General features: G+C 32.2%; 16 protein-coding genes. All 16 read left to right on the top strand.

Annotated features, from left to right (window positions below):
• The first annotated feature begins 18 nt into the window (after window positions 1–18).
• The 16 genes from rpsD (at window position 19) to B3040_RS02090 (ending at window position 15,220) form a co-directional block, all read left to right on the top strand.
• The gene (rpsD, locus tag B3040_RS02165; protein WP_291569737.1) at window positions 19–639 is read left to right on the top strand and encodes a 30S ribosomal protein S4; all 621 of its coding nucleotides are present in this window, start codon (window positions 19–21) and stop codon (window positions 637–639) included.
• A gap of 63 nt (window positions 640–702) precedes the next feature.
• A complete protein-coding gene (locus B3040_RS02160; protein ID WP_291569734.1) occupies window positions 703–1,650 on the top strand; it encodes a DNA-directed RNA polymerase subunit alpha in 948 nt (315 codons plus the stop codon).
• Window positions 1,651–1,662: 12 nt separating this feature from the next.
• Entirely contained in the window at window positions 1,663–2,004 is a 342-nt protein-coding gene (gene rplQ / locus B3040_RS02155; protein ID WP_291569732.1) for a 50S ribosomal protein L17, read from the top strand.
• 150 nt (window positions 2,005–2,154) lie between these two features.
• The gene (locus B3040_RS02150) at window positions 2,155–3,057 is read left to right on the top strand and encodes an energy-coupling factor transporter ATPase (RefSeq protein WP_291569730.1); all 903 of its coding nucleotides are present in this window, start codon (window positions 2,155–2,157) and stop codon (window positions 3,055–3,057) included.
• Window positions 3,042–3,893 carry an energy-coupling factor transporter ATPase gene (locus B3040_RS02145; protein WP_291569728.1) on the top strand — a complete coding sequence of 284 codons (852 nt, stop codon included), beginning with the start codon at window positions 3,042–3,044 and terminating at the stop codon, window positions 3,891–3,893. The genes B3040_RS02150 and B3040_RS02145 overlap by 16 nt, the downstream gene beginning before the upstream one ends.
• A gap of 42 nt (window positions 3,894–3,935) precedes the next feature.
• The gene (locus B3040_RS02140; protein WP_291569726.1) at window positions 3,936–4,733 is read left to right on the top strand and encodes an energy-coupling factor transporter transmembrane component T family protein; all 798 of its coding nucleotides are present in this window, start codon (window positions 3,936–3,938) and stop codon (window positions 4,731–4,733) included.
• Window positions 4,734–4,850: 117 nt separating this feature from the next.
• Window positions 4,851–5,585, top strand: coding sequence for a tRNA pseudouridine(38-40) synthase TruA (truA, locus tag B3040_RS02135; RefSeq protein WP_291569724.1), 735 nt, complete (start codon window positions 4,851–4,853; stop codon window positions 5,583–5,585).
• Window positions 5,586–5,828: 243 nt separating this feature from the next.
• Entirely contained in the window at window positions 5,829–6,263 is a 435-nt protein-coding gene (rplM, locus tag B3040_RS02130; RefSeq protein ID WP_291569722.1) for a 50S ribosomal protein L13, read from the top strand.
• A 24-nt stretch (window positions 6,264–6,287) separates the two neighbouring features.
• Window positions 6,288–6,680, top strand: coding sequence for a 30S ribosomal protein S9 (gene rpsI / locus B3040_RS02125; RefSeq protein WP_291569720.1), 393 nt, complete (start codon window positions 6,288–6,290; stop codon window positions 6,678–6,680).
• Window positions 6,681–7,253: 573 nt separating this feature from the next.
• Window positions 7,254–8,873 carry a Na/Pi cotransporter family protein gene (locus tag B3040_RS02120; RefSeq protein ID WP_291569718.1) on the top strand — a complete coding sequence of 540 codons (1,620 nt, stop codon included), beginning with the start codon at window positions 7,254–7,256 and terminating at the stop codon, window positions 8,871–8,873.
• 519 nt (window positions 8,874–9,392) lie between these two features.
• Window positions 9,393–9,683 (top strand): DUF2325 domain-containing protein, encoded by a 291-nt coding sequence (locus B3040_RS02115; protein WP_291569716.1) that lies wholly within the window; start codon window positions 9,393–9,395, stop codon window positions 9,681–9,683.
• 386 nt (window positions 9,684–10,069) lie between these two features.
• On the top strand, window positions 10,070–10,774 hold the full coding sequence (gene cwlD / locus B3040_RS02110) for an N-acetylmuramoyl-L-alanine amidase CwlD (RefSeq protein WP_291569714.1): 705 nt from the start codon (window positions 10,070–10,072) through the stop codon (window positions 10,772–10,774).
• A gap of 143 nt (window positions 10,775–10,917) precedes the next feature.
• Window positions 10,918–11,895, top strand: coding sequence for a GntR family transcriptional regulator (locus tag B3040_RS02105; RefSeq protein ID WP_291569712.1), 978 nt, complete (start codon window positions 10,918–10,920; stop codon window positions 11,893–11,895).
• Between the two features lie 21 nt (window positions 11,896–11,916).
• Complete coding sequence (gene glmS, locus B3040_RS02100) at window positions 11,917–12,324, top strand: methylaspartate mutase subunit S (protein ID WP_291569711.1); 408 nt, start codon at window positions 11,917–11,919, stop codon at window positions 12,322–12,324.
• A 27-nt stretch (window positions 12,325–12,351) separates the two neighbouring features.
• Window positions 12,352–13,767: a methylaspartate mutase accessory protein GlmL gene (gene glmL / locus B3040_RS02095; protein ID WP_291569709.1), complete on the top strand. Its 1,416-nt coding sequence runs from the start codon at window positions 12,352–12,354 to the stop codon at window positions 13,765–13,767.
• A gap of 1 nt (window position 13,768) precedes the next feature.
• Complete coding sequence (locus B3040_RS02090; protein WP_291569707.1) at window positions 13,769–15,220, top strand: methylaspartate mutase subunit E; 1,452 nt, start codon at window positions 13,769–13,771, stop codon at window positions 15,218–15,220.
• Window positions 15,221–15,517: the final 297 nt, after the last annotated feature.

Genomic DNA, 15,517 nt, shown 5'->3' with positions numbered 1-15,517 from the left:
TAACAGGAGGTGTAATTAATGGCAAGATATACTGGAGCTAGTTGCAGAATATGCAGAAGAGAAGGCCTAAAGCTTTTCCTTAAAGGTGACAGATGTTTCACTGAGAAGTGTGCATTCACAAGAAGAGGATATGCACCAGGACAACACGGACAAAGCAGAAAGAAATTATCTAACTATGGAACACAATTAAGAGAAAAACAAAAAGCTAGAAGAATATATGGAGTTCTTGAAGGTCAATTCAGAAGAACTTATGAAATGGCTGAAAGACAAAGAGGAATTACAGGTGAAAACTTATTAAGACTTTTAGAATTAAGACTTGATAACGTTGTTTACAGATTAGGATATGGTAGCTCAAGAACTGAGTCAAGACAATTAGTTAACCATGGACATTTCTTAGTAAATGGTAAAAAGGTTGACATTGCATCATACACAGTGCAAGCTGGAGATGTAATATCAGTTAGAGAAAAGAGCAGAGCTTCTGAGAAGTTTAAAGTATTCGCTGAGAATCCAAAAACTTTACCTAACTGGTTACAAGGAGATGTAGCAACATTCGAAGGAAAAGTTGTTTCATTACCAGCTAGAGAAGATATAGATGTTCCTGTAAACGAAACATTAATCGTTGAGTTATACAGTAAATAGTCAATAATTTAATCAGTTGCCCTCAATATAAAAAAACCACTTAATATAAAAGGAGGGTTATATATGTTAGAAATAGAAAAGCCAAGAATAGAATGTGTTGAAACCGCTGAAAATGGTACATATGGCAAGTTTGTTGTGGAGCCATTAGAAAGAGGTTATGGTATAACTTTAGGTAATGCATTAAGAAGAATTCTTCTTTCTTCATTACCTGGAGTTGCTGCTAATTCCATTAAAATAGATGGTGTTCTACATGAATTCTCAACTATATATGGAGTAAAAGAAGATGTTGCTGAACTAATCCTTAACATAAAAGGTTTAGCCTTAAAAATGAATGGAGAAGGTTCAAGAACAGTATATATCGATGCGCAGGGACCTGGAGAGGTAACTGGTAATGATATTAGAACAGACGGAGATGTAGAGGTTGTTAATAAAGATATCCATATTGCAACTTTAGATGATGATGGAAAGTTATATATGGAGATCAATGTTAATAAAGGCAGAGGATATGTATCTCAGAGCAAAAACAAAACTGAAGATAAGCCTATTGCTACTATACCTGTTGATTCAATTTATACTCCTGTAAAAAAAGTAAATTATACTGTTGAAAATACAAGAGTAGGACAAATTACTGACTATGATAAATTAACTATAGAAATTTGGACTAATGGAACTATTAGACCTGATGAAGCTATCGGCTTATCAGCTAAGATTCTAATCGAACACTTTAAACTATTTATGACATTAACAGATCATGCTGATGATGTTGAAATAATGGTAGAAAAAGAAGAAGATAAGAAGGAAAAAGTTCTAGAAATGACTATAGAAGAACTTGACCTTTCTGTAAGAAGCTTTAACTGCTTAAAGAGAGCTGGAATAAATACAGTTCAAGAATTAACAGAAAGATCAATGGATGATATGATGAAAGTTAGAAACTTAGGAAAGAAATCTCTTGAAGAGGTTGAACAAAAACTTGAAGCTTTAGGTTTATCCTTTAAACCAAGCGAGGAGTAAGGAGGTAGAGACATGGCACAGCAACGTAAGTTAGGACGTCCAACTGACCAAAGAATCGCAATGCTTAGAAATCTTACAACTAGTTTTTTAAAGCATGGTAAAATAGAAACTACTGTAACTAGAGCAAAAGAGACTAAAAGGTTAGCTGAGAAAATGATAACTCTTGCAAAAAGAGGAGATCTTCATGCAAGAAGACAAGTGCTTGCATTTGTTACAGAAGAAGAAGTTGTTAAAAACTTATTTGAAAACATAGCTCCAAAGTATGCTGAAAGAAATGGTGGATACACTAGAATTATGAAAGTGGGACCAAGAAGAGGCGACGGAGCAGAAGTTGTTATATTAGAATTAGTATAGTAATTCCAGGGGATTAAGTATGCCTAACTTAGTCCCCATTTTATTATAGTTTTAGAAGTATAAGTTATATAATTAGATAAGTTATATATTTATATAGGTTATATACGTATATAAAATTACAAAATTGCTTCTTATGGAGGGATAAATTAAATGGATAAAAATAATGTTATTGAAAAGAAATCCCCTCAAAATTTTATTGATAATTCAGCTGATATAAAGGAGATAATTAGTGAAGACTTAAGATTTAGTTATCCACCTGACAGCGAAGGAAATAGCAAGATTGCAATTGATGGTGTAAATATAACTATAAATAAAGGTGAATTTGTAGTTGTACTAGGACATAATGGGTCAGGAAAGTCAACCTTTGCAAAGCATATAAATGCATTGCTAACACCAACAGAAGGAAAATTATACGTTTCAGGATATGATACAAGTAAAGAAGAAAATATTTGGAGTGTTAGAAGTAAGGCTGGTATGGTGTTTCAAAATCCTGATAATCAGATTGTTGCCACCATAGTTGAAGAAGATGTAGCTTTTGGACCAGAAAATTTAGGAATTGAGCCTGGAGAAATAAGAAAAAGAGTCGATGAATCTTTAAAACAGGTCAATATGTACAAATATAAAAGCCATGGGCCACATTTATTATCTGGAGGACAGAAGCAAAGAGTTGCCATTGCGGGAATCCTAGCTATGAGACCAGAGTGTATTGTTTTAGATGAGCCCACAGCAATGTTAGACCCATCAGGAAGAACTGAGGTTATTAAAACTATTACAGAACTAAATAAGAAGTATGGTATAACTATAGTTCTTATAACTCATTATATGGAAGAAGCAGTTGCAGCTGATAAAGTATATGTTATGGATTCTGGAAAAGTTGTAATAGAAGGTAAACCTAAGGAAGTATTTAAACAAGTTGAAACAATGAAAAGGTTAGGACTTGACGTACCACAAATGACAGAGTTAGCTTATGAACTTAATAAATGTGGGGTTCAGGTTAAAGAGGATATATTAACTATAGATGAGATGGTGAATGAATTATGTCAATTAAGATAGAAAACTTAACTCATGTATACATGGAAAAGACTCCTTTTGAAAAAACTGCCTTAGATAATATTAATGTTAATATAAATGATGGAGATTTTCTTGCTCTAATTGGGCACACAGGATCAGGAAAATCTACTCTTATTCAGCACATGAATGGTTTGTTAAAACCGACTAGAGGAAAAATCATAGTGGATGGAGTTGATATAACTGCATCTGGAGTAAAGCTCACTGATATTAGAAAGAAAGTAGGGCTTGTATTTCAATATGCTGAGTACCAACTTTTTGAAGAAACTATTGAAAGAGACATTGCTTTTGGACCTAAAAACTTAGGATTATCTGAAGAACAGATAAAGGAAAGAGTAATAAAGGCAATGAATATAGTAGGGTTAGACTATGAAAAATATAAGAATAAATCGCCTTTTGAACTAAGTGGAGGCCAAAAAAGAAGGGTAGCTATTGCTGGAGTAGTAGCTATGGAACCTAAGACACTTATCTTAGATGAACCTACTGCAGGATTGGACCCTAAAGGAAGAGATGAAATTCTTGGTCAAATTGCAGCTTTACATAAAGCTTATGGGATGACTATTATATTAGTTTCTCACAGTATGGAAGATGTAGCTAAGGTTGCAAACAGAATTATAGTTATGGATAATGGTCAATGCATTTTAGATGGGCCACCTGAGAAGATTTTTAGGGAGATTAGCACTCTTGAAAGTGTTGGGCTTGCTGTTCCTAAGGTTACTTATTTAATAAGAGAGCTTAATGCAAAGGGATTTAATCTACCAGATAATATTTTCACATTAGAACAAGCTAAAAAGGAAATACTTAAAGTCTTAAAAGGGTAATGGTAATAGTTATACCTTGGGGTGAACTTTGGAGGCGTATATATGATTAAGGATATTACAATAGGTCAATATGTTCCTGGTGATTCTTTTGTACATAAATTAGATCCAAGGGTGAAAATAATGTTATCTATATTATTTATCATTGACTTATTTTTGGTTAAGAATTTTCAGGGATATATTTTTATACTTTTATTCACAGCACTAGCCATATTTATTTCTAAAATTCAATTAAGATATATTTATAAGGGTTTAAAACCTATTTTTGTATTAATGTTGATTACTGCTTTGTTTAATGTATTTTTAACAAAGGGAGACACCCTACTATACCAACTTGGATTTCTAAAAGTTTATAGAGAAGGTCTTAGTTTAGCAGTATTTATGGTGCTTAGATTAACATTTTTAATTATAGGAACATCACTTTTAACTCTTACGACATCACCAATTGAACTTACTGATGGAATAGAAAAATTGTTAAATCCATATAAAAAAATTGGGGTACCAGCGCATGAACTAGCAATGATGATGACAATTGCGTTAAGATTTATACCAACCTTAATGGATGAAACTGATAAAATCATGAAGGCACAAAAGGCAAGAGGTGCTGATTTTGAAAGTGGGAATATTGTTCAAAGAGCAAAAAATTTAATTCCATTATTAGTTCCTCTATTTATTAGCTCTTTTAGACGTGCTGACGAACTAGCAGCAGCTATGGAAGCAAGATGTTATAGGGGTGGGGAAGGTAGAACAAGGATGAAAATCTTAAGGCTAACCCAAAAGGATACAGTAGCTATAGGAGTATTTATTGTGCTCACTATAATTATAATCTATATGAGGTTTTAGCAAAGTATTTGTAAGAAAAGTACTTATATACTGAACAGTATTTATAGAAAAGCACCATTTCTTAAAAACTACGTATGAGATTTAGGCATCTAATATGAGGAGTTAAAAGGTATATAAATGAGAAATATTAAATTGGTAATAGAATATGATGGAACTAATTATTCAGGTTGGCAAAAGCAAAAAAATGGAGCAACTATACAGGGTACAATAGAAGACGCTATAGAAAAGCTTACTGGTGAACAAGTAAGTATTACTGGATGTAGTAGAACTGATAGCAAAGTTCATGCAAGAGCCTATGTATGCAATTTTAATACTGTAAGTACTATACCTGCTGATAAATTTAGAGAAGCACTAAATGATAAATTGCCAGAAGACATTGTAGTGCTGAACTCTAGTGAGGTAGCTTTAGAGTTTCATGCTAGATATCATAGCAAGGGTAAAAAGTACTGCTATACAGTGCTAAATACATCCGTAAGAAGTGCGGTAGATAGAAATTTTGTTTATCACTACAAGGGCAAGCTTGATATAATTCTTATGAAAGAAGCCAGTAAGCACTTTATAGGAACCCATGACTTTGCTGCTTTTAGAAATTTAGGCAGTTCTGTTCAAACAACAACTAGAACAATCCATGATATTAGCATAGAAAAAATTGGAGATTATATAAAGATTTACATCTCTGCTGATGGATTTTTATATAATATGGCAAGAATAATAGTAGGAACATTATTAGATGTTGGTGCCAATAGAATTTCAGCGGATTATATTAATAAGATAATTAAATCAAAAGATAGATCTAAAGCTGGAAAATCTTTGCCACCACAGGGATTAATGCTTATGGAAGTATATTATTAATACTATATTGCTGAGCCAATTAACGTGTATATATGTAATTAATGTCTAAGTAAATATTAGGGTAATTTATGTACTAATATTATAAAAAGTAACATACTAATAATATTTTTAATAATTGACACACGTGGCAAATTGTATTATAATATTCATGTTTGTATAATATAAAAACTTGTGTATAAGATCCACTAGCCCCGGGTCTTTAGCATAGAATTTACACTGTTAAATATTCAGGGAGGGAAAGAAATGAAATCATACTTAGCAAAGCAAAGTGAAGTGCAAAGAAAATGGTATGTAGTAGACGTTGAAGGAATGACTTTAGGAAGAGCTGCAAGCCAAATTGCTTCAATATTAAGAGGAAAAAATAAACCAGAATTTACACCAAACGTTGATACTGGAGATTTTGTTATCGTTGTTAACGCTGAAAAAATTGTTTTAACTGGTAAGAAATTAGATCAAAAAATGTTAAGACATCACTCATTATATCCAGGTGGATTAAAAGAGACTCCATACAGAGAAGCTTTAGCAAAGAAACCAGAATTCGTATTTGAAGAGGCAGTAAGAAGAATGCTTCCAAAAGGAATTTTAGGAAGACAAATGCTTAGAAAATTAACTGTTTACAGAGGACCAGAGCATAAGAATCAAGCTCAAAATCCAGAAGTATTAGAGTTAAAATACTAGTGAGTGTTGGAAGGAGGAATTAACATGGCAAAGGTTCAATATTATGGAACAGGTAGAAGAAAAAAATCAGTTGCAAGAGTAAGACTTGTACCAGGTGAAGGTAAAGTTGTTATAAATAAGAGAGATAGCGAAACTTATTTCGGACTAGAAACTTTAAGAGTAATAGTTAATCAACCACTAGTTTTAACTGGAACTAAAGATAAATTTGACGTTTTAGTTAATGTACACGGTGGTGGATACACAGGTCAAGCTGGAGCTATAAGACATGGTATTTCAAGAGCTTTATTAAGAGCTGATGAAAACCTAAGACCGGAACTTAAAAAAGCTGGTTTCTTAACAAGAGACCCAAGAATGAAAGAAAGAAAGAAATACGGTCTTAAAAAAGCAAGAAGAGCTTCTCAGTTCTCAAAAAGATAGTATTTCAAAAATACTTTTACAATTACAACCTATGTTGCTTAAGTGCAATGAGTTACATAAAAAGAGTGCATACAAAGGGTATGTACTCTTTTTTACTAGTATTGATATTATAAGGGATATATACTCTTTGTCATTTAGGTTTGATTTAACGCTAAGTAGAATAGTCTTGTGAAGGTTATAAGACATGTATTAAAGGAAAGTAATACATAAAGGGTTAAGTTTTCAAAAGAAGAATGGTAATTTTACATAGGTTTAAGTTTCTAAGATAAAAAAGTGAATTTAAAATATTTTATTTTCTATTAAAAAAGTAATTATCGCAGAGTTATGTTAAATTCATGTTAAAAATGTTATGTAAAATGTTAAATTACGTAATATAGACTTAACATAAAGTTTAAATTGGTGTATTATTATGTAGGAAAATTAATTTATGTCAAAGTTATAGTATAGTCAGGCTCTACTTATGGCTAGTATGGTAATATGCTGTTATTATTAAAGTTTATGAAATAATAATTGAATAATAGTTTCTTAGCCATTAGTTAATAATTTTGATAGTACATAATTTGGAGGTAGTGTATGGAAGTAGTATTGTTACTTATAAGTCTTTTTGGTGGACTTGGAATATTCCTCTACGGTATGAAGATGATGGGGGATGGCCTTGAAAATGCGGCAGGAGACAAGTTGAAGGGAATTTTCGATAAAATAACTTCAAATCCAGCTAAGGGTATTTTAACAGGAGCAATTGTTACTGCAGTAATACAAAGTAGTAGTGCAACCACAGTAATGGTAGTTGGTTTTGTTAATGCTGGGCTTATGAACTTATTTCAAGCTGCAGCAGTAATTATGGGAGCAAATATAGGTACAACAATAACAGCTCAAATTATATCCTTTAAATTTGATGCTATAGCTCCGTTATTTTTAGCTATAGGTGCTGCTATGGTACTTTTTGCGAAAAATAGAAAGGCTAAGGAAATAGGAAATATAGTTTTAGGTTTTGGTATATTATTTTTAGGATTGGAGTTAATGTCAGCAGCAATGTCGCCATTAGCTGAATCAGACTTCTTTAAAAACTTAATCTTAAGGTTAAAAGGACATACAATTCTTGGACTATTACTTGGTATGGTAATGACTGCAGTAATTCAAAGTTCTTCAGCTTCAACTGGTATATTAGTTGCATTAGCATCAACTGGCTCACTACCATTTGAAGTAGCAGTTCCAATTCTATTTGGGTGTAATATAGGAACTTGTGTAACTGCATTAATAGCAAGTATAGGAACTTCAAGAACTGCAAGGAAAGCAGCACTAATACACTTATTTTTTAATGTTATAGGATCATTAATGTTTATTCCTTTTGTAGGTCAATTTACAGATTTAATTTTATTAATTAGCCCAGGTACTACTGGTGCAGATGTACAAAGACAAATTGCCAATGCTCACACAATCTTTAATATTGTTAATACCTTTATATTAGTTTGGTTTATTAAATACTTAGTAGCTCTTGTAAACTTCTTAATTCCAGGTGAAGATGAACGTGAAGAAATGGGATTAAAGTATATAGATGAAAGATTACTTGAGACACCAGTAATTGCTTTTGGTCAAACTACAAATGAGATAGTAAGAATGGCAACAAAAGCAAAGGAAAACTTAGCGCTTGCTATGCAAGGCTTTAATGAAAATAGTGAAACCTTAATTAACAAAGCTTATGAAAATGAAAGACTAATAAATTTACTAGATCATGATATCACTAGATTTTTAGTGAAACTTTCAAACTCAGAACTTGGGGAAGAACAAAAATCTCTAGTTGGTGCATATTTTCATGCAGTTAACGATATTGAACGTATAGGGGACCATGCTGAAAATATTGCAGATTTAGCTAGTGAAAAAATAGCAAAGGGACTTCAGTTCTCTGATGAAGCTATGAAAGAGCTTATGGGAATGTATAAATACACAATAAATGCACTAGAGATAAGTATAGAATGTTTTAAAGAGTATAATAAAGAAAAGGCCGCTAGTATCAGAGGAATAGAAGACAGAATAGATGCTTTAGAGAAAGAATTAAGAAACTCACATATTAACAGATTAAATGCAGGAGTATGCAATGCTACTGTAGGAACAATATTCCTTGATATAATTAGTAACTTTGAAAGAATTGGAGACCATGCTGTAAATGTAGCTGAGATAATTACAGAGAGTTAGTCTAGAATATTTATTTATTCATATTAAACTCACTGTGAAAAGATAATTCTTTTATATTTATCATTTTCAAAGATTTTAAAGGAACCAATGTATAATTTGGCTTCCTTCTTAGAATCAGCCATAAAGGAAAATAAAAACCACTATGAAAGTAGAATTTCATAGTGGTTTTTTACGTATAGGCATATGAATTTGCATTTAACAAAAGAAGTTAAGAATAATAATAAAATAGTAGCTTTAATAGGGTGAATTTCAGCAGGAATAACTTGTGATGGAGATTTTGATTAAATTAATATTGATAAATCAACCTTACATAAGAATGAATATAGGAATAAAATTATGAAATTTAAAAAGTATATTTACAACATAAAAGGCTTATGATATTCTAGTTACAAAGATGTAAATGATAATCAATATCAATCAATCTATGGAGAGTTATTTTATAAATTCTTAAGGTGGTGTGTGATTGTAAGTTTAGAACCACATATAATTTCTAGTGATTAATTAAGGGAGGGATATTAAATGAGTGTTGTGATTATTGGGGGACATGAAAGAATGGAAAGGATTTATATAAGCACTGGAGAGAAACACGGATGTAAGGTGAAAGTTTTCACTAAAATGCCAAGTGATTTATGTAGAAGAATTGGAAATCCAGATTACATTGTTATGCTTACAGATGTAGTTTCTCATAAATTAGTGCTTTCTACTATGAAAATTTCAAAGAAAAAGAATATACCTAGCTTTAGGTTACACAATAGTAGTCTTCAAACTTTAGAAAATGCCTTATCGGAAATAAGCCTAAGGAAAAATTAGTCTAGATTATTATTGAAATATTAATAGCCTGCGAGTAGGTTAATGAATAAAGTATATTTAAGGTCTTTTATAGGTTAAACGTAATTCCTTAATAAATATAAATATTTCAGAGATAGGCTTCTTTAGTGAAATTCCAATTCCCTTATTTTCAAAGGTTTAAATGGAAACAAGGTAGGTTTAATTTACAAGCTAAATCTTGATTTTGGTTCTTTAAAAAATAAACTTCAATGAAGTTTATTTTTTTATATTTTTTTGTGGGGTTTACTTTACAATAAAACATTGGACCTTATAGTATAGTGCCAATTAATTTATAAGTTAAAACTACTAATAAAATATAGACAAGTTGAATAGATATTAGTACAGAATAATATTTATAGGGTGGGTGTATGATACAAAATAAAAAATTAGTTGTAATTTTAGCAGTAGTGGTATTGGGAATAGCACTAATATTTGCTATTAATTTAAAGTCTTTTTTAACAGTATTTGAGGATAGCACAACAAAGGTTATTTTAATTGATCCAGGACATGGAGGAATAGACGGAGGGGCATGCTCTAGTGATGGAATCTGTGAAAAAAATATTAACTTAAGTATAGCATTGAAGTTAGATGAATTACTGAAGAAGGACGGATACAAGATAATTCTCACAAGATATGAAGATGAAGGGTTATACACTGAGGGGAAATCTGTAAGAGATAAAAAGATTGAGGACCTCAATAAAAGAGCAGCAATGAAGAAGGATATGGAGTGTGACCTATTTATTAGTATACATTTAAATAAGTTTCCACAGGCTGATTGCAAAGGCGCCCAGGTATGGTATTCAAGGCATGAGGATAGCATGGAGTTCGCAAACTTAGTTCAAGAAAATCTAAAGACAGATTTGGACCCATCCAATAAAAGAAAAGCTAAGCCAGCTGAAACTCATTATAAGGTGCTTAGGTCCAATGACAATATGCCAGGAGTCATTGTGGAATGTGGTTTTTTAAGTAATCAAGAAGAGGCACAAAAGCTAAGCACCGATGAATATCAAACAAAAATAGCTGAATCTCTTTATAAATCTATTAGCATGTACTTCAAAAACGGAGGAAACTAGAGCAAAGGGTCTACTTATATTAAATAAAGTAGACTTTTTTTAATATTTGCGTATATAGGGGTTTTGAATTAAATTGGTCCATATGGTATTATATTTATGGCAATGGATTAATCCATTAATCCAAATACTTGGGAGGTGTTAAGGTGAACATTATATTAGATAAAAAAAGTGGGGTTCCACTATATATTCAAGTTAAAAAGCAAATAATGGACCTTATTAAAGAAGGTGCTCTCAAGGTTGGAAATAAGATGCCAACGGAAAGAGAATTATCACAAGAGCTTAAAATAAGTAGGAATACTATAAGTGCTGCTTATAAGGAGCTTGAGATAAATGGTGTTTTAAAGTCCATTCAGGGGAAGGGTACTTTCGTAGCGGAAGAAGTGGTTTCTTGGAAAAGCCAAGATAGCCAGAAGAAGATAATTAAATTTGTTGACCTTGCTTTTGAAGAAGCTTTAGAAATAGGTATCGAAGCTGATGACTTCTTAGAAATAGTTACAAATAGAGTAAAAGAAAAGAAAAAGTTAATGGATAAAATAACTGCAGCTTTTGTTGAATGTAATATTGAACAAGCTAGAATGTTTAGTAAACAGTTAACTAAAACTACTAACATGAATGCTATACCATTAACTGTTGGAGAACTTGAGAATATAAATGACGAAATAAAAGACAAGCTACATAAATGTCAAGTAGTTATCGCTACCTTTAATCATGTAAATGAAGTTAATAATCTTTTAAAGGATTATGACAAGGAAGTTTTAGGCATTGCAATTAATCCTAACCTAGAATCCATAGTAAAAATTGCTAGACATCCTTCAGATACCAAATTTGCTTTTATTTGTTTATCTGAGGAGTTTATATTTAAGATTAAGGCAGCTTTAGAAAATGCAGGGTTAGATGATTTACCAGTAGAGTATTTTAACGAAACCGATGAAAATAAATTGGATGCGTTAATTCAAGGCTCTGATGTTTTAATTGTTACACCCGGTAGGTATAAGGATGTATGTAAGTTAAATAAGGAAAATAAAGAAATCATAGAGTTTTCCTATAGCTTAGATGAAGGTTCTGTTAAAGCGCTTAAGTCGAAAATCATAGAAATAAGATATCAAAAAAATTACATTTAATTATTTAGGAGGCTTTTTAAAATGGAAAAAAAGACTTTAGTTCTTGGAGTTATTGGTGCAGACTGTCATGCAGTTGGTAACAAAATATTAGATTATGCTCTAACTGAGGCAGGATTTAATGTTATCAATATTGGAGTTTTATCACCACAAGAAGACTTCATAAATGCAGCAGTTGAGACTAATGCAGATGCAATTATAGTTTCTTCTCTATATGGACATGGAGAAATAGACTGTAGAGGACTTAGGGAAAAATGTGATGAAGCAGGATTAAAAGGCATAAAGCTATATGTTGGAGGAAACATAGTTGTAGGTAAACAAAACTGGGAAGAAGTTAAGTCAAGATTCGTAGCAATGGGTTTTGATAGAGTTTACCCACCAGGAACTACTTTAGAAACAACAATTCATGATTTAAAAGAGGACCTTTGTTAATTATAAAAAGTAACTGGAGTGATTTAGGTGAATGCTTATTTACTTTTAGACTTTGGTAGTACCTATACAAAGCTTACAGCGGTAGATATAGATAATGAAGAAATACTAGCTACAGCGAAGGATATCACCACTATTGAAGATGATATCATGGTAGGTTTTAACAAGGCCTATGAAAAGTTATTAGAACAACTAGAAGGAAAAGATGTAAATTTTGTTAAAAAACTTGCTTGTTCTTCAGCAGCTGGTGGATTAAAGATGGTTGCTATTGGATTAGTTCCAGACTTAACAGCAGAGGCTGCTAAGAGAGCCGCACTAGGCGCAGGCGCAAGGGTGTTAAAGGTTTACAGCTATGAACTTACTAAGGATGAAATAGAAGAAATTAAAAATGCCGATTTAGATATAATACTTTTAGCTGGAGGTACTAATGGAGGAAATAAGCAATGTATTTTGCATAACGCTAAAATGCTTGTAGAAGGAAATGTAAATCTTCCAGTAGTAGTAGCAGGAAACAAAAGTGCTAATGATGAAATAAGAGAACTGTTCAAAGAGGCAGGATTTTATTTCAGTATAACTGAAAATGTTATGCCACAACTTAATGCTTTGAATGTTGAGCCAGCTAGAGAAGAAATTAGAAAAGTATTTATGGAGAAAATTACTGATGCTAAGGGTCTTTCTAATGCAGAGAGTTTTGTAAATGGCATACTAATGCCAACACCGGCTGCGGTGCTAAAAGCTGCTAGGGTTTTAAGTGAGGGCAGTGATGAAGAAGAAGGCATTGGTGATTTAGTAATTATAGATATTGGGGGAGCAACTACAGATGTGCATTCCATAGCTATGGGAGAACCAACTAAACCTGGAGTTAATATGAAAGGTCTAGAGGAACCTTATGCTAAAAGAACTGTTGAAGGAGATCTTGGAATGAGATATTCTGCAGTATCTTTATGGGAAGCTGCAGGAAGTAGAAAGCTTAGAACATATCTAAAGGATGAAAATAGAAGTATTAATTTAGAAGAGAACTGTAGATATAGAAATGAAAATATTAAAATGGTACCTGGAACTGAAGAGGATATTAAGTTTGATGAAGCTATGGCAAAGGTTGCTACAGAACTTTCAATGGAAAGGCATTGCGGTACTATAGAAAGCATATACACACCTATGGGTGCAGTTTATAACCAAGTAGGAAAAGACTTAATGGAAATCAAATACATGATTGGTACCGGTGGAGTTCTTGTACATAGTAAGAATCCCGGAGATATTTTAAGTGCTGGTAATTTCAGTAAAGAAAATCCAGTATCACTAAGACCACAAAAACCAAAGTACTTATTGGATAAAACATATATATTATCAGCAATGGGCTTATTGGCTCAAGATCATCCTGATAAAGCAGTGAGAATTATGAAAAAATATTTAGTTGAAGTGTGTAATCACCAGGAGGTAAATTAAAGTGGAACTTAAAAATAAAAAATGGACTCAAGACGAGTTTTTCAAAGTAAGAGAAGAAGTTTTAGCACAATGGTCTACAGGTAAGGATATTAATCTTGAAGAAGCTATTGAATACAACAAACAAATTCCAGATCATAAGAATTTTGCTAAAAAGTTAGTGGCTGCGAAAGAAGCTGGAATAACATTAGCTCAGCCTAGAGCAGGAGTTGCTTTAATAGATAAGCACATAGAGTTACTTAATTACTTACAAGATGAAGGTGGAGCTGATTTACTTCCATCAACAATAGATAGTTATACTAGACAAAATAGATATGAAGAATGTGAAGTTGGTATTCAAGAAAGTATAAAAGAAGGAAGATCACTTCTAAATGGTTTCCCAGGAGTTAACCATGGTGTAAAAGGATGTAGAACAGTTTTCGAAGCTGTAAACTTACCATTAGAATCAAGACACGGTACTCCAGATGGTAGATTACTTGCTGAAATTACACATGCATCAGGATGGACTTCAAATGAGGGTGGCGGTATTTCTTACAATATCCCTTATGCTAAGAGTGTAACATTAGAGAAAACAATACTTGACTGGCAATATTGTGATAGACTAGTTGGTTTCTATGAAGAGCAAGGTGTATCAATAAATAGAGAGCCATTTGGACCATTAACTGGTACATTAGTTCCACCAAGTACTTCAAATGCTGTTGCAATAATAGAAGCATTACTTGCAGCTGAGCAAGGAGTAAAAAATATCACTGTTGGTTACGGACAATGTGGTAACTTAATTCAAGACGTTGCAGCTATAAGAGCATTAGAAGAGCAATGTGATGAGTACTTAAAAGCTCATGGACATATGAATGTTTACTTAACAACAGTATTCCATCAATGGATGGGTGGTTTCCCTGCTGACGAAGCTAAAGCTTTCGGAGTTATATCTACTGGAGCAGCAGCAGCAGCCCTTGCAGGAGCTACTAAGGTTATAGTAAAAACTCCTCATGAAGCTATAGGTATTCCAACAAAAGAAGCTAACGCTCAAGGAATCAAGGCTACTAAAATGACATTGAACTTATTACAAGGACAAAGAATGCCAATGTCTGAGGAATTAAAGCAAGAAATAGAAATAATTAAAGCTGAAACAAAGTGTATGATAGATAAAATATATGAAGTAGGTAATGGTGACTTAGCAATAGGAGCAGTTAAAGGTTTTGCTATGGGAATCATAGATGTACCATTTGCACCAAGCAAATACAATGCTGGTAAAATGATGCCAGCAAGAGATAACAATGGTGCTGTTAGATACTTAAAATTCGGTAATGTACCATTTACAAATGAACTTAAAGCTTACAACATGAGAAAATTAGAGGAAAGAGGTAAATTCGAAGGTCGTGAGGTTGGATTCCAAATGACAATTGATGACATCTTTGCTGTAGGAAAAGGTAAGCTTGTAGGAAGACCAGAATAGTTAATATTACTAATTGATTTTTAAGAGAATCAAATTAAAAATTAATAATATAATGAAGATTTGATTCTCTTATAGATATACTAAAGCAATATATTTAATGACATTTAGATAGAGAATTTTACAATGATCTTTAATGGAGAATCCATAATGAAAAATAAGTTTTCAAGCAAAGGATACTTTGTTAGGAATAAAAATTTCTTCGAAAGTCGTTGAATTAAATGAACTTGCTCAGTATTAAAAAGGCTTTAAATATTTAAAAAGTCTTGGGGAACCCAAAAAGGTTCATGGTTAGACAGC

Origin of the sequence: Clostridium sp. UBA4548 (genome assembly GCF_002387895.1) — a bacterium.
GTDB lineage: Bacteria > Bacillota > Clostridia > Clostridiales > Clostridiaceae > Clostridium_J.
This window is presented reverse-complemented; position numbering and strand designations above follow the sequence as displayed.

Coding starts and splice junctions, on each gene's coding strand:
- rpsD (WP_291569737.1), top strand. CDS start 19: ATGGCAAGATATACTGGAGCTAGTTGCAGAATATGCAGAAGAGAAGGC.
- B3040_RS02160 (WP_291569734.1), top strand. CDS start 703: ATGTTAGAAATAGAAAAGCCAAGAATAGAATGTGTTGAAACCGCTGAA.
- rplQ (WP_291569732.1), top strand. CDS start 1,663: ATGGCACAGCAACGTAAGTTAGGACGTCCAACTGACCAAAGAATCGCA.
- B3040_RS02150 (WP_291569730.1), top strand. CDS start 2,155: ATGGATAAAAATAATGTTATTGAAAAGAAATCCCCTCAAAATTTTATT.
- B3040_RS02145 (WP_291569728.1), top strand. CDS start 3,042: ATGTCAATTAAGATAGAAAACTTAACTCATGTATACATGGAAAAGACT.
- B3040_RS02140 (WP_291569726.1), top strand. CDS start 3,936: ATGATTAAGGATATTACAATAGGTCAATATGTTCCTGGTGATTCTTTT.
- truA (WP_291569724.1), top strand. CDS start 4,851: ATGAGAAATATTAAATTGGTAATAGAATATGATGGAACTAATTATTCA.
- rplM (WP_291569722.1), top strand. CDS start 5,829: ATGAAATCATACTTAGCAAAGCAAAGTGAAGTGCAAAGAAAATGGTAT.
- rpsI (WP_291569720.1), top strand. CDS start 6,288: ATGGCAAAGGTTCAATATTATGGAACAGGTAGAAGAAAAAAATCAGTT.
- B3040_RS02120 (WP_291569718.1), top strand. CDS start 7,254: ATGGAAGTAGTATTGTTACTTATAAGTCTTTTTGGTGGACTTGGAATA.
- B3040_RS02115 (WP_291569716.1), top strand. CDS start 9,393: ATGAGTGTTGTGATTATTGGGGGACATGAAAGAATGGAAAGGATTTAT.
- cwlD (WP_291569714.1), top strand. CDS start 10,070: ATGATACAAAATAAAAAATTAGTTGTAATTTTAGCAGTAGTGGTATTG.
- glmS (WP_291569711.1), top strand. CDS start 11,917: ATGGAAAAAAAGACTTTAGTTCTTGGAGTTATTGGTGCAGACTGTCAT.